19 protein-coding genes are annotated in these 20,055 nt (G+C 71.2%); 6 read left to right on the top strand and 13 right to left on the bottom strand.

From position 1 onward, the window contains the following. Positions 1–139: 139 nt before the first annotated feature. The 3 genes from HD594_RS05030 to HD594_RS05020 all read left to right on the top strand — a co-directional run bounded on the left by HD594_RS05030 (position 140) and on the right by HD594_RS05020 (position 2,623). A complete protein-coding gene (locus HD594_RS05030; protein WP_184749906.1) occupies positions 140–1,279 on the top strand; it encodes an NDMA-dependent alcohol dehydrogenase in 1,140 nt (379 codons plus the stop codon). A gap of 130 nt (positions 1,280–1,409) precedes the next feature. Then, complete coding sequence (locus tag HD594_RS05025) at positions 1,410–2,084, top strand: hypothetical protein (RefSeq protein WP_184749905.1); 675 nt, start codon at positions 1,410–1,412, stop codon at positions 2,082–2,084. Next, positions 2,081–2,623, top strand: coding sequence for a hypothetical protein (locus tag HD594_RS05020; protein ID WP_184749904.1), 543 nt, complete (start codon positions 2,081–2,083; stop codon positions 2,621–2,623). Before HD594_RS05025 ends, HD594_RS05020 begins: the two co-directional genes overlap by 4 nt. Before the next feature lie 15 nt (positions 2,624–2,638). Here HD594_RS05020 and HD594_RS05015 read toward each other — a convergent pair whose 3' ends face one another. The 3 genes from HD594_RS05015 to HD594_RS05005 form a co-directional block, all read right to left on the bottom strand. Continuing rightward, positions 2,639–3,625 (bottom strand): acyl-CoA thioesterase, encoded by a 987-nt coding sequence (locus HD594_RS05015; RefSeq protein WP_271171309.1) that lies wholly within the window; start codon positions 3,623–3,625, stop codon positions 2,639–2,641. A 101-nt stretch (positions 3,626–3,726) separates the two neighbouring features. Further along, positions 3,727–4,518 (bottom strand): alpha/beta fold hydrolase, encoded by a 792-nt coding sequence (locus tag HD594_RS05010; protein WP_184749903.1) that lies wholly within the window; start codon positions 4,516–4,518, stop codon positions 3,727–3,729. Between the two features lie 91 nt (positions 4,519–4,609). Beyond that, positions 4,610–5,386 (bottom strand): IclR family transcriptional regulator, encoded by a 777-nt coding sequence (locus HD594_RS05005; protein WP_271171308.1) that lies wholly within the window; start codon positions 5,384–5,386, stop codon positions 4,610–4,612. Positions 5,387–5,516: 130 nt separating this feature from the next. Here HD594_RS05005 and HD594_RS05000 point away from each other — a divergent pair, with 130 nt between their 5' ends. Together HD594_RS05000 and HD594_RS04995 are read left to right on the top strand one after the other, a co-directional pair. Beyond that, positions 5,517–6,269: an IclR family transcriptional regulator gene (locus HD594_RS05000; RefSeq protein WP_184749902.1), complete on the top strand. Its 753-nt coding sequence runs from the start codon at positions 5,517–5,519 to the stop codon at positions 6,267–6,269. Positions 6,270–6,363: 94 nt separating this feature from the next. Continuing rightward, positions 6,364–7,557 (top strand): 4-hydroxybenzoate 3-monooxygenase, encoded by a 1,194-nt coding sequence (locus HD594_RS04995; RefSeq protein ID WP_184749901.1) that lies wholly within the window; start codon positions 6,364–6,366, stop codon positions 7,555–7,557. A 7-nt stretch (positions 7,558–7,564) separates the two neighbouring features. Here HD594_RS04995 and HD594_RS04990 read toward each other — a convergent pair whose 3' ends face one another. Continuing rightward, positions 7,565–8,803 carry an MFS transporter gene (locus tag HD594_RS04990; RefSeq protein ID WP_271171307.1) on the bottom strand — a complete coding sequence of 413 codons (1,239 nt, stop codon included), beginning with the start codon at positions 8,801–8,803 and terminating at the stop codon, positions 7,565–7,567. Positions 8,804–8,853: 50 nt separating this feature from the next. Between HD594_RS04990 and HD594_RS04985 the strand changes: the two genes are divergently transcribed. After that, positions 8,854–10,059 carry an MFS transporter gene (locus HD594_RS04985; RefSeq protein ID WP_184749900.1) on the top strand — a complete coding sequence of 402 codons (1,206 nt, stop codon included), beginning with the start codon at positions 8,854–8,856 and terminating at the stop codon, positions 10,057–10,059. Between the two features lie 64 nt (positions 10,060–10,123). Here HD594_RS04985 and HD594_RS04980 read toward each other — a convergent pair whose 3' ends face one another. The 9 genes from HD594_RS04980 to HD594_RS04940 form a co-directional block, all read right to left on the bottom strand. Beyond that, a complete protein-coding gene (locus HD594_RS04980) occupies positions 10,124–10,981 on the bottom strand; it encodes an SDR family NAD(P)-dependent oxidoreductase (RefSeq protein ID WP_221446559.1) in 858 nt (285 codons plus the stop codon). A 44-nt stretch (positions 10,982–11,025) separates the two neighbouring features. Then, positions 11,026–11,880: an SDR family NAD(P)-dependent oxidoreductase gene (locus HD594_RS04975; RefSeq protein ID WP_184749899.1), complete on the bottom strand. Its 855-nt coding sequence runs from the start codon at positions 11,878–11,880 to the stop codon at positions 11,026–11,028. A 223-nt stretch (positions 11,881–12,103) separates the two neighbouring features. After that, the gene (locus HD594_RS04970) at positions 12,104–13,588 is read right to left on the bottom strand and encodes an aldehyde dehydrogenase family protein (RefSeq protein WP_184749898.1); all 1,485 of its coding nucleotides are present in this window, start codon (positions 13,586–13,588) and stop codon (positions 12,104–12,106) included. 31 nt (positions 13,589–13,619) lie between these two features. Next, a complete protein-coding gene (locus tag HD594_RS04965) occupies positions 13,620–14,543 on the bottom strand; it encodes a sugar phosphate isomerase/epimerase family protein (protein WP_184749897.1) in 924 nt (307 codons plus the stop codon). A gap of 12 nt (positions 14,544–14,555) precedes the next feature. Continuing rightward, complete coding sequence (locus tag HD594_RS04960) at positions 14,556–15,326, bottom strand: SDR family NAD(P)-dependent oxidoreductase (protein ID WP_184749896.1); 771 nt, start codon at positions 15,324–15,326, stop codon at positions 14,556–14,558. Positions 15,327–15,409: 83 nt separating this feature from the next. Next, positions 15,410–16,402, bottom strand: coding sequence for a sugar ABC transporter substrate-binding protein (locus HD594_RS04955; protein WP_184749895.1), 993 nt, complete (start codon positions 16,400–16,402; stop codon positions 15,410–15,412). 70 nt (positions 16,403–16,472) lie between these two features. Then, entirely contained in the window at positions 16,473–17,462 is a 990-nt protein-coding gene (locus HD594_RS04950) for an ABC transporter permease (RefSeq protein WP_184752564.1), read from the bottom strand. Between the two features lie 2 nt (positions 17,463–17,464). After that, the gene (locus HD594_RS04945; RefSeq protein WP_184749894.1) at positions 17,465–18,982 is read right to left on the bottom strand and encodes a sugar ABC transporter ATP-binding protein; all 1,518 of its coding nucleotides are present in this window, start codon (positions 18,980–18,982) and stop codon (positions 17,465–17,467) included. Further along, a complete protein-coding gene (locus HD594_RS04940; RefSeq protein WP_184749893.1) occupies positions 18,979–20,049 on the bottom strand; it encodes a zinc-dependent alcohol dehydrogenase in 1,071 nt (356 codons plus the stop codon). Before HD594_RS04940 ends, HD594_RS04945 begins: the two co-directional genes overlap by 4 nt. Positions 20,050–20,055 lie beyond the last annotated feature (6 nt).

Raw genomic sequence — 20,055 nt, 5'->3', positions numbered from 1 at the left:
TGTCCACCTCGGCCCTCTACGCCGGAGCGCCTCTGCTCTCCGGCGGAAGCCCCATCGCGGCGCGCCCGCACTCCTGGGAAGATTCGGCACAGCGCCCCGACAACGACGTTCGCGGGCGCGTGACCGATGCGAGGCGACGATGAAGACACGTGCCGCAGTCCTGTGGACCTCCCCCGGCACCTGGGAGGTCCGCGAGGTGGACTTGGACGACCCCGGCCCCACCGAGGTCCTGGTCCAGATGGTCGCGACGGGCATGTGCCACTCGGACGACCACATCGCCACCGGCGACCTTCCCTTCGAGCATCCGCCCGTCGTCGCCGGGCATGAGGGCGCCGGCGTCGTGCGGCAGGTCGGCTCCGCTGTCACGGATCTGGCGGTCGGCGACCACGTGCTGACGTCGTTCGTCCCTTCGTGCGGACGCTGCAAGTGGTGCGCGCGCGGGCAGCAGAACCTCTGCGACGCCGGCGGGAACGCCATGATCGGCGAGCAGCCGTCGGGCGGCTATCGCATGCGCGCCGACGGCGTCGAGATCGCGACGATGACCGGACTGGGCGGCTTCTCGGAGTGGCAGGTGTTCGACGAGACGTCGCTGATCAAGATCGACCCGTCGCTGCCGCTGCACAGCGTCTGCCTCGTCGCGTGCGCCGTGCAGACGGGCGTAGGCTCCGCGACCAGCGCCGCCGACGTGCGCCCGGGCGACGTCGTCATCGTGATGGGTGTCGGGGGGATCGGCATGAACGCCGTCCAGGGCGCGTCTCTGGCGGGAGCGAGCCACGTCATCGCCGTCGACCCGGCGCCGCGCAAGCTGGAATGGGCGCCGCAGTTCGGCGCCACCGAGGTGTTCGCCGACATGCCCGCGGCGCAGGAGTTCGCCGCATCCATCACGAACGGACAGGGCGCGGACTCGGCGATCGTCACGACCGGGGTCGTCACCAACGAGCACATCGGCCAGGCCTTCGAGGCGATCCGCAAGGGCGGCACGGTCGTGGTGACGGGACTCGGCCCCGCGGACGACGACGGCCCGATCCCGGGCTTCAACGCCTCGAATGCGGCGCTCATGCAGAAGCGCATCCAGGGGGCCCTGTTCGGCATGGGCTCGCCGCGCGACGCCATGCCGACGATCCTCGAGCTGTACACGGCCGGCCGCATCAAGATCGACGAACTCGTGACGAAGCGCTACACGCTCGACCAGATCAACGACGCGTACGCCGACATGCACGCCGGCGAGCTCATCCGCGGCGTCATCGACTTCGTGCCGATCGGGGAGAGCATCGACTGAGAGCGCACGGGGCTCGTGACGACGGGCCCAAAGACTCTGGCGCGCCCGCCTGTTCCGCGGTTTCGTGAACGCGAGCGGGCCCGGAGGCCGCCACCGGTCGGTCCGGGTCGCGAACCGCCGGAGGTGCGCGATGAACGAGGAGCTGTTTCTCCACCTGGCCGAGATCGGCGGCGTCTACGTCGGCTTCGGCGCGCTCATCAGCCTGCGCTCCGCCGAGGCACGTGAGCCGCACGCCCGCGGTTACCTCCGCGGGATCGTCTGGATGGGGAGCGGCGTGGTTCTGCTCGCGCTGCTGCCGGTGCTCATGGTCGGCTACGGCCTGGCCGGCCATGCGCTGTGGGTGGTCTGCGCGGCGGTCGCCGCCGTGGTCTACGTGGCCATCGTGGTGATGCTGAACCGGACGCCCGAACTGAGCGGTGAGTACGAGTCGCGGCATCGCGCGTACGGACTCGCCTTCATGTCGCTCGGCGCTCCGCTTCATCTGGCCATCGCGGGGACGCTGCTGGTGATCCTCCTCGGAGTCGCACCCGCGATCGAACCGACGCTGTACGCGACCGCCGTCACCGCGGTCCTCGCCTTCGCCACGTGGACCCTCGTCATGCTCGTATGGGATCCGCTTCCGCCGAAGCGGGCGCGGAAGGCGGCGGCAGTACGGGCTCATGGGCAAGCGCCGACGAGCGGTGCCTCGTCCTCGGCGATGGGGAATCACGCGGCACGGCCGCGTCCTTCTGCCGGGCGTCACGGGTCACGGGCTCGCCGGGTGCGGGCGATGACCGGATCGCGGACCGGGGGAGGTGCGCGATGAACGAGGAGCTGTTTCTCCACCTGGCGGAGATCGCCGGCGTCTTCGTCGGCTTCGGCGCCCTGATCGCGATGCGCAACGGCGGCGCCGAAGACGCCTTCGCGAGCTATCTGCTCAGGGCGCTCGTGACCATGGGCTCCTTCGTCATCGTCCTCGCGCTTCTGCCTGTCGTCCTCGCCCAGTTCGGTCTCTCGGGCCGCGTCCTGTGGCTGACGTGCGCGATCACGGCCGTGCCCCTCTACGCCGTCCTCGTCTTCGTCGTCAACCGCACACCCGAGCCTGCCTTCGGCAAGCGCCACCGCACCTTCAGCCGGGTCTTCATCTCGGTCGGACTTCCGCTTCATGTCCTCATGCTCACCTCGATCACCCTGATCCTGATCGGCGCGTTCCCCGCGCTCGACGTCGCGCTGTACACCGCGCTGGTGTCGGTGTCGCTCGCCTTCACCGTGTGGGGACTCCTGATGCTCCTGTACCGACCGGGTGAGCACGCGGACGAGCAGCACGTGCAGGCGCTCGAGGACCCCACGGACGCGATGCGCTGATCAGCTCTGCGTCGGCTAGTCCCGCAGCGTGACCTCGGCGGGGATCGGCACGAGCTCCTCGCGGCGGTGGATCAGGTCGACGGCGTGCTGGGTCAGGGCCACGTCCTCGGGCAGGGACGGCTCCCAGCGCCGCACCGGCCGGGCGGCATCCGCCCCTCGATCGACGAAGATGAGCATGCACTGGGTCGACAGCACCTTCGCGTCGGGCGTGCGGGGATCGGCGGTGAGCACGCGCACCGAGATGTGCATGCTTCGCGGGCCGGTGTAGATGAGTCTGGCGTCCAGTTCGATCACGTGGCCGATCCGCACCGGCGCGAGGAAGTGGATGCCGCCGGAGTACACCGCGACGGCCTGGTCGCTCGACCAGCTCGCCGCGCACGCGAACGCCGCCTCGTCGATCCAGCGCATGACGGTGCCGCCGTGCGCCGCGCCGCCGAAGTTGACCGAGCTCGGCGGGACGAGGAACCGCAGCACGGAGCGGGGCGCCTCGGTCGCCTCGGAGTACTCCTGGGTCAGCATCGCCTTCTTGATCGCGTCGCGCGCGGGGATGCGCGCGACCGCGGCGGCGGCGAGCTCGCGATCGGTCTCGGACGCGGGCGCCCACGCGGGGATGCGCACCGGCTTGCGGTCCTCGCCGACGGCGACGAACACGAGGATGCACGTCGTGTTGGCGGTGTAGACGCGGTCGCGGATGTCGGCCGATTCGACGGTCACGGCCACGTGCATGCTCGAGGACCCGGTGTGCACGATGCGCGCGTGCACAGCAACGAGCGATCCGGGCTTGATGGGGCTCGCGTGCCGCACATTGCCGACGTACGCGGTGACGCAGTAGCCGCCGCTCCAGCCGACCGCGCACGCATAGGCGGCCTGGTCGATCCACTCCATGACGCTGCCGGCGGCGACGGTCGCGCCGCCCGCGGCGGCATCGTGCGGCAGGCTCAGGAACCGCATCGTGACGCGGTCGTCGTGCCCGGCGACGGGCTCGGAAGTCGTGGTGCTCACGGCGTCAGCCTAGAGCGGATGCCGCAGGGCCCGCGGTTCACCTCAGCCGACCGCTCCTCCGTCCCCACGACCGGACACCGGCTCGCGCGTCTCGCTCGCGGTCAGGCCGACACGCGCTCGTCGATGCCGGCGAAGAACTCCCCGAGCACCTTCACCACCGCGGCGGGCTGCTCGACCGGGGGCAGGTGCGCGGCATCCGCTATCCACCCCGCGCCGCCCTCCTGCACGCCGTCGGCGATCGCGACCAGCGCGGACTCGGGTGCCACGGCGTCGAACTCTCCCCACAGCGCGAGCACGGGCGGCTCGATCTCGTGCAGCCGATCGCGCACGTCGTACGCGGCGAGCGCCTCGCAGCACAGCGCGTAGCTCTCGTCGTCGGCATCCTGCAGCGCCTGCAGCAGGCGTCCGGTGAGCTCGGGCTCGCGGGCGATCGACCCCGGCGCGAACCAGCGCTCGGCCGACGCGATGACGAGCGACGAGGTGCCCGACGCGCGCACCAGTGCGGCGCGGTCGCGCCAGCCGTCGGGTTCGCCGAGCTTCGCGCCCGTGCACAGCAGCGCCGCGCCGTCGACCATGCCGGGATGCCGCAGCATGAGCTCGAGCCCGACGGCCCCGCCGAACGAGATACCGGCGTAGCGGAAGTGCTCGTGCTCGTGGGTGCGCAGCGCCTCGGCCACGGCGTCGGCGAGGTCGCCGATCGTGAAGGGCTCCGTCGCGGGCTCCGCGGCACCGTGGCCGGGGAGGTCCCACGCGATGACGCGATAGCGCTCCGCGAGCTTGGGGATCACCGTCTCCCACAGGATCGTCGATGTGCCGAGCGCCGGCCCGAGCACCAGCAGAGGCGCATCCGCGTACCCGACGGGGGTGCCGAGGGCGATGGGCGGTGTGGTCATGAGGGTCCCTCCACTCCGATGTCGAGGCTGTGATCGACGATACGCCCGGCGAGCCCGGCGCGCGGGGCCGGATCGCGTGGGGGCGTGTCGGTCATCGCCGCCGCAGGTCTTCCTGGAGATCGCGCGCCGCCTGCACGACGAGGGGACCGAGCCGGCGCTCATCGGCGCGATCGAGGTGCACGACGAGACCGATCGCGATGGGCGGGAGCCCCTCGACGGCGCCCAGCGGCGCCGCGACCGAGATGTTGCCGAGCGTCATCTCCTCGCGCGTGACGGCGTACCCGCGCGAGCGCGCCTGCGCGATGTCGGCGCGCAGCGCTGCCTCGGCGATCACGGTGTGGACCGTCTCGCGCTCGCGCGGCGCGCGGAAGTACTCCTCGAGCCACTCGTCGTCCCGCGTCGACAGCAGCGCCTTGCCGACGCCGGTCGCGTGCAGCGGGCCGCGCCCGCCCATGCGGCTGAGGGTCGCGATCGACGCGCGCCCGGTGACCCTGCCGACGAAGAGGGCGACCGAGGTCTCGGGCGTCGCCCCATGGAGCACGGCGAGGTGCACGTTCTCGCCCGTCGCCTCGTACAGGCGCATCATGTGCGGCAGCGCCGTCTCGCGCAGCTGGAGCGACAGCGGCGACAGTTCGCCGAGCTCCCACAGCCGCACGCCGATCGTGTAGCGGTGGCCGGGAGCGCGCGCGAGGAGGCGCAGCGACACGAGCTGAGCGAGCAGCCGGTGCAGCGTCGACGAGGCGAGCCCCGTACGCTCGGCCAGTTCGGCGGCCGTGAGCTCGGGCTCATCCTCGGTGAAGCAGTCGAGCACGCGCAGCATCCGGTCGACGACGCCCTCGCCGCCGGGTGCGTTCCCCGCGTTCCCCACGCCTTCACGCTACCGCCGCGGCGCCGGGCCGTCTCGGCTGCGGCATCCGTGTCCCGCTTCTCGTCGGCCTCGGACGGCGTGGGCGACGAGAAGCGGGACACGGTTCGCTCGGGCATGGCACAGTGAGCCCGTGGCCAACTCGCCGTCCGGAGACTCCGTGATCGATCGGCTCGTGCGCGTGCTCGAGACGTTCACGGCCGATCGCACGGTCCAGACGGCCTCCGACATCGGGAGGCGCGCGGGGCTGCCGTCCTCGACGGCGCATCGCCTCGTCGACGACCTCGTCCGCAGCGGCCTGCTCGAGCGCGACGACGAGCACCGCGTGCGCCTGGGCATGCGGCTGTGGGAGCTCGCGCTCCGCGGCTCGGACGCGCTGCGCCTGCGCCAGGCGGCGCTGCCCTTCATGGAGGGCGTTCAGGCCCGCATCCGCGAGCACACCCAGCTCGCGGTGCTCGAGCAGGACGAGGCGCTGTTCCTCGAGCGGCTGTCCCACCCGTCGGCGGGGGCGAACATCACGCGCGTGGCCGGCCGACTCGCGCTGCACGCGTCGTCGTCGGGCCTGGTGCTGCTGGCCCACGCTCCGGACGACGTGCTCGACCGCGTGCTGACCGGGCCGCTGCCGGCCATCTCTCCCGAGACGGTCACCGACCCGACCGCGCTGCGGCGCATCCTCGCGGGCATCCGCGAGCACGGCTACGTCGTCTCGCCCGGGTCGGTGGAATCGGTCTCGACCGGCGTCGCCGTGCCGGTGCGCGACCGCGGCCGCGTCATCGCGGCGCTGTCGGTGATCCTCCCGCGCGATGCGTCGACGGACGACGTCGTCGTGACTCTCCGCGCGGCGGCCCGGGGCATCGAGCAGGCCCTCCGCTCCGACCGCGACTGAGATTCCTCACCCATTCAATGGGAACGGATGCGGCGAGCGCGGCTCGCAGCGTCGACACTGGTGACGGCATCCGCACCTCGTCGAAGGAGACGACATGACCACCGTCCGCACCCGCGTCGCCATCGTCGGCGCCGGCCCCGCCGGCCTGCTGCTCTCGCACCTGCTCGACGAACTCGGGATCGAGTCCATCGTCATCGACCAGCGCACCCGCGAGGACATCGAGAGCACGATCAAGGCCGGCATCCTCGAGCAGGGAGCCGTCGAGATGCTCGACCGTCTCGGCGAGTTCTCGCGCGCCCGCACCGTCGGCGTGCGCCACGACGGCATCGAGCTGCGCTTCGACGGCGCCGGCCACCGCATCGACTTCGCGGGCCTCGTGGACCGCGGGGTGTGGCTCTACCCGCAGCACGAGGCGCTGAAGGACCTCATCGCCGCCCGGATGGCCGCCGGTCAGGATCTGCGCTTCGGCGTCACGGCCGATCGCGTCGAGGGGGCCGAGACCGACCGGCCGACGGTGTACGCGACGGATGCCGAGGGGCAGCCGCTCGAGATCGAGGCGGAGTTCGTCGTCGGCGGCGACGGCTCGCGCAGCGTCGTCCGCCCGACGGTGACGGGATCGTCGCACGGCGGCTACTTCCGCGAGTACCCGTTCGCGTGGTTCGGCATCCTGTGCGAGGCGCCGCCGAGCGCCGAGGAGCTCATCTACAGCAACTCCCCCAACGGCTTCGCGCTCATCAGCCAGCGGTCCGAGACGATCCAGCGCATGTACTTCCAGTGCGACCCCGAGACCGACCCCGACTCGTACAGCGAAGCCCAGCTGTGGGAGGAGCTGCAGTCGCGTGTGCCGGGCACGACGCTCACGGAGGGGCCGATCTTCCAGCGGGGCGTGCTGCGCTTCCGCAGCTTCGTCGCGCAGGAGCTGCGCCGGGGACGCGTCGCGCTCATCGGCGACTCCGCGCACACCGTGCCGCCCACCGGCGCGAAGGGCATGAACCTCGCCATCGCGGATGTCATCGTGCTCGTCGGCGCGCTTCGGGCCCTGCTGCTCGAGGGCGATGAGCGGCTGCTCGACGAGTACGCCGAGACCGCGAGCGCGCGCATCTGGAAGGCCCAGCACTTCTCGTGGTGGATGACCTCGATGCTCCACGTGGCGCCCGACGCCAGCGACTTCGACCGCCACCGCCAGCTCGGCGAGCTGCGCAGCGTCGTGGACTCGGAGAACGGCCGTCGGTACCTCGCCGAGGCGTACACGGGCTGGCCGTTCGAGGGCCTCGACCGCCTCGCGTGACCCGCTGCTACGCCGCCTCGCTCGCCGCGGGGCGGCGCATCGCCGGGGCGGCGAGCAGACCGCACACGAGGAACACCAGCACGGCCCCGAGCAGGACGAGCAGCGGCAGGGTCCACGCCCCGCTCGCCTCGTGCATGACGCCGAGCGCGATCGGGCCCGCCGCGGCGACGGCGTAGCCGACGCCCTGCACGATGCCCGACCGAGCGGCGGTGGCGCGCTGATCGCCGCCGAACCCGCTGATCATGATGAACACCGACGTGATGCCGCCGCCCTGCGCGACACCGCCGACGATGCACCACACCAGCCACAGCCCGGGTGCGAACAGGAACCCGAGGGGGATGCAGAGCCAGCCGGCCGCCACAGCGGCGACGCCGACGACCATGGACGAGCGCATCGTCACGAGCGGGATCGTCATGCTGCCGGCGATGCCCGCGACCTGGAAGATCGCCGCCACCGCGCCCGCGGCGGAGTCGGACAGCCCCTGGTCGGCCAGCAGCGTCGGCAGCCACGCGGTCGTGGCGTAGAAGGCGAAGGCCTGACCGGCGAACGCCGCCGCCAGCAGCCACGTCGCCCGCGACCGCAGCACCGGTGCCTGCTCGATCGGCGCAGCCGTGGCCGGCCCCGGCGCCGGGACGAACGCGGCCCGCAGGCCGCGCAGCGGGATCCACACGGCCAGCGCGGCGAGGCCGAATCCGGCCCACGCCGCCAGCGCACCGCGCCAGCCGACGATCTCCGCCAGCGGCGCGGTGGACAGGGTGACGATCATCGTCCCGACGTTGAGCGAGGACGTGAAGACCCCGGTCATCGTGTGGACCCGCCGAGGCGGGAAGTCGCGGGCGATGATCACCGGGATGACGACGTTGCCGATCGTGAGGAAGACACCCATGATCGCGGTTCCGACGATGGCCGCCTCGATCCCGCCGAGCGAGCGGACGACGCATCCGATGACCGATCCGCCGAGGCTCAGCGTGAGGGCGACATCGGCTCCCGCCCGCCGGATGACGACGATCGCCAGCGGCGCGAAGACGGCGAAGCACAGCACGGGGATGCTCGTGAGCAGGCCCACGACCCCCGCCGTGACGCCGAGGTCCTCGCCGATCACGCCGGCGACCGGCGCCACGGCGACGAACGGCGAACGCAGCATCGCCGCCGCCAGGACGATCACCGCCGTCAGCCCGACGGCGTAGGCCGCACGCGGCGCGGGGTGTGGGCGACCCGGATCGGGCCGCGCGCTGCCGTCGGTCACCGCGCCCACGCTACTCCCGCCGCCCCCGACCGGAGTAGAGTCCGATACCTATGGACATAGGTGTCACCCGCACGCGGGGTGCGACGATCGCGCTGTTCGCGGCGGTGTGCCTGGTCGCGATGAACATGCGGCCGACGATCACGGCGGTCGGCCCCTTGCTCGACGAGATCGGGACCGACACGGGCCTCGCCATCGCGACCCTCGGCCTGCTCGCGAGCGTTCCCCTGGCCGCCTGGGCGATCGTCTCGCCCTTCGCCCACGACCTCAGCCAGCGCTTCGGCATGTCGCGCGTGGTGCTGTGGTCGCTGCTGCTGCTCACACTCGGCACCGCGGTCCGATCGCTGCCCGGCCCCACGGCGAGCCTGTGGATCGGCACGGTGCTCATCGGGGTGGCGCTCGCCATTGCGAACGTCCTGATGCCCGCGGTGGTCAAGCGCGACTTCGGCGGCCGTGTCCCCCTCGTCATGGCGCTGTACACGGGGCTCCTCGGCGGGTTCGGTGCGATCGCGTCGGGCGTCGCGGTGCCCGTGTCTCAGATCCCGCTCGGCGGCGAGCCGGCCGGCTGGCGCTTCTCGCTGCTGGTCACGGGCGGGGTCCTGCTGCTGCCGGCGATCGTCGTCTGGGGATGGGCGACGCGGGGCCGCGGGCACGGCTCCGGGCGCAGCCGGAGCCACGGACGCACCGGCATCTGGTCCGACCCGGTGGCCTGGATCGTCGCCGCGTACATGGGCCTGCAGTCGGCGTCGTTCTACATGCAGGTGACGTGGCTCGCGACGATCTCGACCTCGACGGGGCGCTCGTCGATCGCGGCCGGGGTCGACGTGATGATCTATCAGATCGCCGCCGTCGGCGGCGCTCTGGCCCTCCCCTTCGCCCTGCGCGGCCGTGTCGAGGCGCTCGCCCCCGCGCTGCTGCCGATCCTCGGGATCGTCGGACTCTCGGGGCTCATCGTCGCGCCATCGGGCATCACCGGGTGGGTGATCCTCACCGGCCTGTGCTCGGGCGCCTCGCTCGGCATGTCGCTCACGCTCATGGCGCAGCGGGCGCGCGACCACGACGGCGCGAGCGCCCTGTCGGGAATGTCGCAGTCGGTCGGCTATGTCGTGGCGGCCATCGGCCCGCCCGTGTTCGGGTGGTTGCACGCGATCACCGCCGGATGGCTGGCACCGCTGGTCCTGCTCATGGCCGTGCTGATCGGGCAGGGCATCGTCGGAATCTTCGCCGGGCGCGAGCGTTTCGTGCTCGAGCCCCGCTGACCGAGACGAGAGCACCCGCCTCGCCTCGTCGCCTGCTCCGGGCCGGCGGATGCGCTCCGGGCGGTCAGTCCTTCTTCTTCGCCGACGGCGAGCCGGCCGCCCCGACATCGCGCGGCGCGAAGCCGCCGCCGTCGACGGCGATGACCTGCCCGCTGACCCAGCGCGCCTGATCGGTCGAGAGGAAGAAGCCGGCCGACGCGATGTCCCAGTTGTTTCCCTCGACCTGCATCGCCACGTTCTGGCGACGGAACTCGCGCTGCTCCTGCGACATCCCCTTCGCGGCGAACGCCCCCCAGATCATCCCGACGCGCACGCAGTTGACACGGATGCCGCGCGCCGCGAGCGACACCGACGCACCGCTGGTCAGCTTCTCGAGCGCCGTCTTGGCGATGCTGTACGGCAGGCCGGGTCCGCGGCCCTCGGCGGCGCCCGACGAGATCAGCACGATGGCCCCGCCCCGGGTCATGTGCTTCTGCGCGTGGCGCATGAGGAACCAGGCCGACTTCAGGTTGAGGTCCATGGCGAAGTCCCACGCCTCCTCGGTGGTGTCGAAGATGCCCTCGACGCCGCCGCCGCCGATCGAGTCGGCGACGACGTCGATGCGGCCGAACCGCTCCATGACCGCGTCGATCGTGCGGGCGACGTCGGCGTCGTCGGTGAGGTCGACCACGTACGCCTCGGCCGTGCCGCCGGCCTCGCGGATGCCCGTCACCGTGCGCTCGGCGGCAGCCGCGTCGCGGTCGAGGACCGCCACCGCCGCGCCGTCTCGCGCGTACATCCACGCGAGGGCGAACCCGATGCCGCCCTCGGGGCCGCTCAGGCCGCCGCCGGCGACCACCGCCACCTTTCCGGTGAGCCACGGCCCGGTCGATCCCGCCAGCGCGTCCTCCACCGGCATCGGCCAATCGGTCTGTGCGTCCATCGATGACTCCTTCGTCTCGTCGTCTCGTCGTCTTTGCCGGCCGGTCACCGGACGGGCGCCGCGGCGTCGTCGGGTCCGGCCAGCGGGAATGCGCTGAGCCCGCCGCCGTCGAGCGGGAGCTCCTGCGCCGTGATGTGGTCCGCGCGCTCGTCGGCGAAGAAGGCCACCGCGTTCGCGACGTCGTGCGGGCGGCCTACCTTGCCCACGGCGATCCGGGCGCCCATCATGCGCATCGCCTCGTCGCGGTCCGCGTCGCGCCGGCCGAGCATCGACCGGCTGGTGCTGACCAGGCCGGGACAGATCGCGTTGACGGTGATCCCCCAGCGGGCGACGTCCATCGCGAGCGCCCGCGTGAAGCCGAGCACGCCCGCCTTCGAGGCCGAGTACGCCGTCGAGCGCGGAGCTGCGTCGATCCCCGCCATCGACGAGATGTTCACGATGCGCCCGTAGCGCTGCGCGCGCATCGGCCCGATCACCGCCTGGCTCATGAGGAAGACGCCCGTGAGGTTCACCCGGAGGATCTCGTTCCACGCGTCGAACGGCACGTCCGCGATGTCGACGCGGTCGGGGCCCTGGGGCGCGGCGGCGTTGTTGACGAGCACGTCGATGCGTCCGAAGCGCGCGAGGACGTCGCCGACCATCCGCTCGACGTCGACGGGGTCGCCGATGTCGCCGGTCAGCGCCAGCGCCGTGCCGCCGGATGCCTCGACCTCGGCCGCGAAGTCCGCGATGCCGTCCCCGCCGTCACGCGCCTGCTCGCCGGCGTTCGGCACGCCCTGCGGGGCGCGGTCGGTGACGACCACCGCGAAGCCGTCCTCGACGAGCCGGGCGGCGATCGCCCGCCCCGCACCGTCGGGCTTCCCGCATCCGGTGATCAGCGCCACGCGGCGATCGAGCATCCTGGTTCTCCTCCGAAGCCGTCCGTCGGGCGGGCCCACGACGCGTCCGTTCCACTGTGGAGGGGCGGATGCCGCTGCTCAACGCCACTTTCGCCGCACGGAACACGGGGTCCCCGTCAGCGCGTCGTGTCCCACTTCCTGTCGGCCGCGACAGCGGCAGGCGACCGGAAGTGGAACACGGGCTCGAGCGGAAGACCCCGTGTCGTCGAAGGAGAGCGGACCGCTACAGCGGGAACTGCCCCGGCTCACGGCGCATGGTGATCCAGCGCGTCTCGGTGAAGGCGTCGATGTTGGCCTGCACGCCCCCGTGGCGCGACCCGGTGCCCGAGGAGCCGGTGCCGCCGAACGGCGTGTTCGCCTCGTCGTTGACCGTCTGGTCGTTGATGTGGACGATGCCCGTCGGGATCCGCTGCGCGAGCTCCCATCCGGCGAGCGCGTCCTTCGTGACGATCCCGAGGGACAGTCCGTAGTCGGTGGCGGATGCCAGTTCCACCGCCTCATCGTCGGTCGAGTACGACACGACCGAGGCGACCGGCCCGAAGACCTCCTCGCAGTACGCCGGAGCATCGGCGGGGATGTTCGCGAGCACCGTCGGCCGGTAGAACAGGTCCTCGTAGCTGCCTCCGGCGCGCAGCTCGGCGCCGTGGGCGACGGCATCCATCACGAGCGAATGGACGCGATCGCGCTGGACCTCGTCGATGAGCGGGCCGAGGTGCACGGGGCCGGCCGCGGGATCGCCCACCGCCATCGAGTCCGCCTTCGCCGCGAGCTTCTCGACGTAGGAGTCGAACACCGACTCGTGGACGATGTGGCGGCCGACCGTCATGCAGATCTGCCCCTGGTGCAGGAACGAGCCCCACGTGGCGAGATTGACCGCCTGGTCGACGTCGGCGTCCTCACGGATGATGAAGGCGGAGTTGCCGCCCAGCTCGAGGTGCGCGCGCTTGAGGTGCTTGCCGGCCTGCTCGCCGACGCTGCGGCCGGCGCGCGTGGAGCCGGTGAAGGCGATGACGCGCACGTGCGGGTCCTCGATCATCGCCTGGCCGACATCGGCGCCCCCGGGGACGAGCTGGAGCAGCCCCGGCGGCAGGCCGGCCTCCTCGAAGATGCGGACGAAGGCCACACCCCCGGTCACGATGGTGCGCGGGTCGGGCTTGAGGAGGACCGCGTTGCCGAGCGCGAGCGCGGGAGCGACGGCCCGGATCCCGAGGATGAGCGGGACGTTGAACGGCGAGATGACGCCGACGACCCCGACCGGGATCTGCTGCGTCAGCGACAGGCGCGGCTCTTCGCTCGAGAGCATCGAGCCCAGCGGCGCCGAGGGGAGGGCGGAGGCCTCGTAGCACTCCGCCGCCGTCACGTGCAGGGCGAATCCGGCCAGCGGCGGGATGGCCCCGACCTCGCGGATGTTCCAGCCCGAGATCTCGTCGGCGTACTGCTCCCACAGCATCCCGGCCTTGCGCAGCACCGCCGCACGTGCCGGGTGCGGCAGCGCCGCCCATTCCTTCTGCGCCACGGCCGCACTGCGGGCGGCCCGCGTGACGTCCTCGGGCCCGGCGAGGCCGACGGTGGCGACCGTCTCGCCGGTGGCGGGTGCGACGGAGTCGACCGTGCCGCCCGCGCCGGGCACCCATTCGCCGTCGATGAAGATCCGGCCGCCGAAGGCCGCCGGGTCGAGGAGGACGTCGGTGTCCTGGATGATCGTCATGATTCTCCCTGTGGATCTCGGGGCGCGGATCTCACGCCGTCTGCGGGATGGGGCCGGTGGCGCCCCGCGCCAGCCGCTGGGCGCGCCGGCCCACCGTGCTCGCGGCCCAGCCCTGACGGATGACGTCCATCGCGTCGCGGGCGATGACGGTGCCGTCGTCGTAGGTGTCGCGCCAGATCGCCAGCATGTCGGCGACCGGCTCGGCCATGAGGGGGCGCGAGAACGCCTCGAGCCCGAACCGTCCCTCGTAGCCGTCGTCCAGCGCCTGCCGGACGACGTCGGCGACGGGCACCGTGCCCTGGCTCAGCAGCCCGCGCCCGGACTGGCCGAGTTCGAGGAACGCCAGCCGAGGCAGAGCGGTGCGGATCGCCGCGCTCATGTCGGCCTCCTCGACGGCCATGTGGAAGGTGTCGAGGTGGATGCGCAGATGATCCGAGCCGCTGAGCTCGACGTAGCGCATCGCCTGGTCGGCGGTGTTCACGAACGAGGTCTCGTAGCGGTTGAGGACCTCGAAGGTGAGCGTCACGCCGCTGTCATGCGCCTCATCGGCCAGGAGCCCCACGTCCTTGGCAGACCGCTCGATGGCGTCCGCGCCGGTCGGCGCGCTCGCGCCGAACGGGGCGTAGGGCACGCCGTTGAGCTGGTCGGCACCGAGCGCCAGGGTGAATGCGAGCGCTTCGCGCAGCGACCGGAGCCCGGCCTCGCGCACCGCCGCATCCGGCGACGACACGTCGGCGTCGGGGGTCTGCCCGCACATCGCGATGGGTTCGAGCCCCCGGTCGGTGATGAGCACCCGCAGGCGTTCGGCCTCCGCGAGGTCGAGCGGCATGGGCGGCAGCACGACCCGGCGGTAGCCGGCCGCCGCGACGGCGTCGAGCGCCGCCGGCACCGCGTCGCCGGACGGATCCGGCACGAGGGCGCTGAGGTGGCAGGCGATGTCCAGTTCGAAGGTCATGGCCACGTCCTGCTAGAAGACCGGCAGATCCAGGCGCTGCTTGAACACCGAGTAGCCGTCGTCGACGTGCACGACGGTGCCGTTGATGACGTTCGCCTCGTCCGAGGCGAGGAACGCCACGACGTTCGCGATCTCCTCGGGCGCGGTCATCTTGTTGCGCAGCTGCTCCGAGGCGAAGGTCGCCTTCAGTTCGTCGGAGAACTGGTTGATGATCGGCGTGGCGACGCGGCCCGGCGTGATGGCGACGGCCCGCACGCCGTACTCCGCCAGCTCGTAGGCGGCCGATCGGGTGAAGGAGATGACGGCGGCCTTGGCCGCGCTGTACGAGAACGACAGCTCGGCCGCCTGCTCGCCGTAGATCGACGAGGTCGAGATGATGACGCCGCCGGTCCCCTGCTTCTTGAACTGGCGCCCCGCGGCGAGGATGCCGTAGTAGACGCCGTCCTGGTCGACGCGGATCATCGGCTCGTAGTCGACGGCCGGGTCCTGATCGAGCAGAGGCTTGCCGCCGGCGATCCCGGCGTTGTTGAAGATCACGTCGAGCTTTCCGAACGCGTCGACGGCGCTCTGGACCGCGGCCTCCACTTCGGCCAGCTTCGACACGTCCACGCCGACGGCGACGGCACTGCCGGGTTCGAGCTGGTCGACGACCTGCTGGGCCTGCTCGACGTTGATGTCGGCGATGGCGACCTTCGCGCCCTCGGCGATGAACTTCTTCACCGTCGCCAGTCCGATTCCGCTCGCGCCGCCCGTGATGAGGGCGACCTTGTCCTTCAAACGCATGCGCGTTCCTCTTCTCTGCCTCGCTGCAGGTGGATGTCGGGGGAAGCGGCGGGGACGCCCTCGGGCGTCCCCGCCGGCCTGTGTCAGCCCAGCTGGTCCGACGGGGTGATGTCGGCAGCGTTGGACTCGTTCACCAGAGTGGTGTCCACCGTCTCGAAGTTGCTCGAGGGGAGGGTGCCGCTGTTCTGGTACTCGACCATCGACGCGATGACGTCGTCGTTGATCGACGGCCAGGGCTGCTCGATCGTGGCGAGCATCGTGCCGGCCTCGATGGCGGCGATGGCCTCGGCCACCGCGTCGACGCCCGTCACGAACGCCGACGAACCGGCCTCCTGGACGGCCTGCGACGCGCCGAGGGCGGCGTCGTCCCAGCCGACCCACACGGCGTCGAGGCCGTCGGGGTTGGCTGCGAGGTAGTCCGCGACGAGCGCGAGCGCCTCGGTGCGGCCGCTCGCGGGCGACTTCACCTGCTGGATCTCGCCACCGGCGAGCACGGCGCCCGCGGCGACGAGGTCGTCGGCGGCGAGGTTGGACCGCATCCGGATGCCGGGGTGCGGGTCGTGCCCGATGACCATGATGTTCTTGCCCTCGATACCGCCGAGCGCCTCGTCGATCGCGCCGAGCGTCTGGTCGACGATGCCCTGCTGGTTGGTCGTGATGTTGAGCACGAACGCGTCGGTGGCCTCGGTGCCGGAGTCGATCGCGAAGATCGGGATGTCCGCATCGTTCGCGGCGGTGATGATCGACCCGATCGACGCGTAGTCGGTGTAGCCGTCGAACACCGCGTCGGCGCCCTGGCCGATCGCGCTCTCGACCGCGGGGTTCATCTTCTGGAAGTCGAAGTCACCCTGGATCATCGTCAGTTCCCAGCCGAGCTCCTCGGCCTGCGCCTCGACCTCCTTGACCCACCACGCGCCGATGGGCGTCTGGTTGCCGGAGGTGAAGGCCACGACGCGGAACGGCTCGTCTCCGCCGCCGCCATCGGTCGAACCGCCCGAGTCGCCGGACGAGCAGCCGGTGAGGGCGAGGGTCGCCACGGCGGCGACCGCCGCGAGCGTCTTCAGTGAGCTACGCATGTTGCACTCCTTTGTCAGTGATGCGTTTTCTCTTCGGTGCGTGAGCGGGCGGGCCCGCTCGTGTGGGTCGCTAGCGTTCTCGGCTCCTCAGCCCCGAGAGCGTGACCGCGGCCACGATGATCAGGCCGGTGATGACCTGCTGGATGTAGGCGTTGACGCCCAGGATGTTGAGGCCGTTGGCCAGGACGCCGATGATCATGACGCCGATCATCGTGCCGACGAGGTTCGCGGCCCCGGACCGGGCGATCGTCATGCCGAGGAACACCGCGGCGACCGCGAACATCATGTTGTTGCCGTCCTGGGTGGCGCTGGCGCTGCCGAGCCGCGCGGCGAGCAGGATGCCGCCCAGGGCCGAGACGGTGCCGGCGAGCACGAAGGCGATGAGGCGCACGCGCCGCACGTTCACGCCCGACAGGCGCGACACCTCGTGGTTGCCGCCGACGGCGTACCAGCGCCGGCCGATGGTCGTGTAGCGCAGGACGAACCACGTGGCGAGCGCGACGACGACCGCGAAGTACACCGGCAGCGGGATCTCGAACAGCCGTCCCTGCCCGAGCGCGTTGAACTCCGGCGGGAAGTTGAACAGCGTCGTCCCCCCGGTCACGAGGTAGCTGATGCCGATGACGGAGGTCATCGAGGCGAGCGTCGCGACGAACGCCGACACTTTCAGATACGCCACGAGATAGCCGTTGAAGAGGCCGATGAGGGTGCCGACGACGAGAGCCGCGAGGATCGCGATCGGGATCGGCGTCCCCCCGAGCATGAGCGCGGCGGCGGTGGCCCCCGCCAGGGAGGAGTTCGCGCCGACCGACAGGTCGAAGTCGCCCACGACCATGACCATCGTCTGCGCCGCCGCGATGATCGCGAGGATCGAGACCTGGTAGAGGATGTTCCGGACGTTGGTGAATCCCAGGAACACGTCCGGTCGCATCAGGAAGAAGAACAGGATCAGCGCGATCAGGGCGACCAGCGTCCCGCCCTGCAGCATCCACTTCCCGGCGTTCGATGCGTGGCCCATGACGACGGTGCTGGTCGTCGGAGCCTTGTCGTTGTTCGTCATGGTCACTTTCCGGTCTTTCCGTAGCAGTAGGCGAGAAGGACCTCTTCGTCCGCATCCTCGGCGGGGACCTCGCCCGATATCCGCCCCTCGTGCATGATGATGATCCGGTCGCTCATCCCGATGAGCTCGGGCAGCTCGGAGCTGACGACGATGATCGCCGTTCCGTCCTCTGCCAATCGCCGGATGAGCCGGTAGATCTCGGCCTTCGTGCCGACGTCGATCCCGCGTGTGGGCTCGTCCATGAGCAGCACGCGCGGCTTTCGCGCGAGCATCTTGGCGAGCACGACCTTCTGCTGATTGCCGCCCGACAGTTCGCCGACGTGCTGGCGCGGGCTGCGCGCCTTGATCTGCAGGTCCTGCATGCCGCGCTTGGCGATGTCGATGATGCGGCCGCCCGCGACGACCCCCGACGTGCTCACCGACGGGAGGTTGGCGATGGCGATGTTGTCCTGGATCGACGCCTTGAGCATCACGCCCTGGCTGCGCCGCTCCTCGGGGACGAGCGCGACGCCCGCCTCGAGCGCGCGGGCGACGCCCGGCGAATGCGGCAGCATCTCGTCGCCGACGGCGATGGTGCCGTGCACGTGCTTCTGGGCGCCCGAGAGGATGCGCAGCAGCTCGCTGCGTCCGGCCCCGGCGAGTCCGCCGACGCCGAGGACCTCACCGGCGTGCACCTGGAGCGAGACGTCCTGCACGCGACGTCCGGTGAGCCCCTCGACGGTCATGACCGGCTCGCCGATCGAGGTCGCCCGCGCCGGGAACAGCTCATCGGCGGCGCGGCCGACCATGGTCGAGATGACCTCGTCGACGTGGGAGTCGGCGACGTCCTTGGTGACGATCGTCTGACCGTTGCGCATGATCGTGAGGCGGTCGCACAGCTCGAAGACCTCCTCGAGGCGGTGCGAGACGTACAGGATCGCCACGCCCTGGTCGCGCAGCCCCCGCAGCACCGTGAACAGGTCGACGATCTCGGTGTCGGTCAGCGACGCGGTCGGCTCGTCGAGGATGAGGATCTTCGCGTCGGTGGCGAGCGCCCGCGCGAAGGCCACCATCGTCTGCTGCACCGGCGACAGCTCGAAGCCGAGCTTGCCGAGGGGGATCTTCTTGTTGATCTTGTCGAGCTGCTCCTGGGCGCGCTTGCGGAGCTTCCCCCACTGCACGACGCCGCCGCTGGAGGGGGTCTGCTCCCCCAGCAGGATGTTCTCGGCGACGCTGATGGTCGGGATGATCGACAGCTCCTGGTAGAGCGCCACGATGCCCGCGGCGTTGGCCTCGCGCACGTTGTCGAATTCGACCTTCTCGCCCCGCACCCGGATCTCGCCGGCGTCCGCGTCGTACAGCCCGGTGATCACCTTGATGAGCGTGGACTTGCCGGCCCCGTTCTCTCCGAGCAGCGCGTGGATCTCGCCCGGGCGCACGTCCAGCCGGGCGTTCTCGAGGGCGTGGACGCCCTCGAAGCGCTTGACGATGCCGCTCGCCTCGAGGGCGAGGGGGGCGGATTCCGCAGCCTCGTCGCTCATGACGTCACCGTCTCTTCCGGGATCTCGTTGCAGCGGATGACGACCTTGGGGTACGCGCCGCTGACGTGGACCTCGAATGCCTTCTCGGCGCGGTCGAGCGGGAACACGGCCTCGGTGAGCTCGTCGACGTCGAGGTGGGGCAGCACCTGGAGCGCCCGCGGGAACGCGTAGGGCGAGACGAACACGCCCGTGAGGGTGAGCTCCTTGAGGTACAGGTAGTCCGACAGGTTCAGCGGCATCTCGAAGTCGTGCGGGTACATCGCGCCGTAGACGACCATGCCGCCCTTGGCCGCGATGTCGAGCAGCCCCTTCACCGCGCGCGTCGAGCCCGAGGCGTCGATGACGACGTCGAAGCCCGCTCCGCCGGTGATCTCGTCGGTGCGCTCGAACTGGTTCTCGGCCACGGGGTCGATCACATGCTCGGCGCCGTGGCGCAGCGCCATGTCACGACGGTCGGCGATCGGCTCGATCATCGTCAGCGAGGTCGCCCCGTACATCTTCATGACCTGGAGCGCGAGCTGGCCGATCGGCCCGCCGCCGCACACCGCCACGCGATCGCCGACGCGAACGCGCGTCTTGTCGGCGATGCGCACGGCGACCGACGTCGGCTCCAGAAGGCACCCCTTCAGCAGCGACACGTCGTCGGGCAGCTTGTAGACCTGGGACTCGTGCCAAACGATCGTCTCGGCCATGCCGGGACGGTTGTAGTCCTGGATGTGCTCGCAGAACTGCTGCGCGCCCGCCTGACATGGACGGCACGTGCCGCAGAACTTCAGGAAGTTGCCGGCGACGCGGTCGCCGACCTGCAGGCCGTTGCGGTTCGCGCGCTCGCCGAGCTCCTCGATGACCCCCGAGATCTCGTGGCCGAGCCCGATGGGCACGTCGGTGCCGAAGAAACCTTCGGCGAGGTGCGGGTCCGATCCGCAGATCGCGGCGTAGGCGACGCGGATGCGGACGTCCTCGGGCCCGAGCGGCTGGTCGGGGAAGTCGACCAGGCCGACCCGCCCCCGAGTCGACTCGTCGGGGTCGCGCAGGCTGCCGATCTTGGTGACGGCGACTGTCTTCATCGATCT

Source organism: Microbacterium thalassium, from assembly GCF_014208045.1.
In the GTDB taxonomy this organism is placed as follows: Bacteria; Actinomycetota; Actinomycetes; order Actinomycetales; family Microbacteriaceae; genus Microbacterium; species Microbacterium thalassium.
Note: the sequence above shows the minus strand (reverse complement) of the source record. Positions and strands in the feature narration are given on the sequence as shown.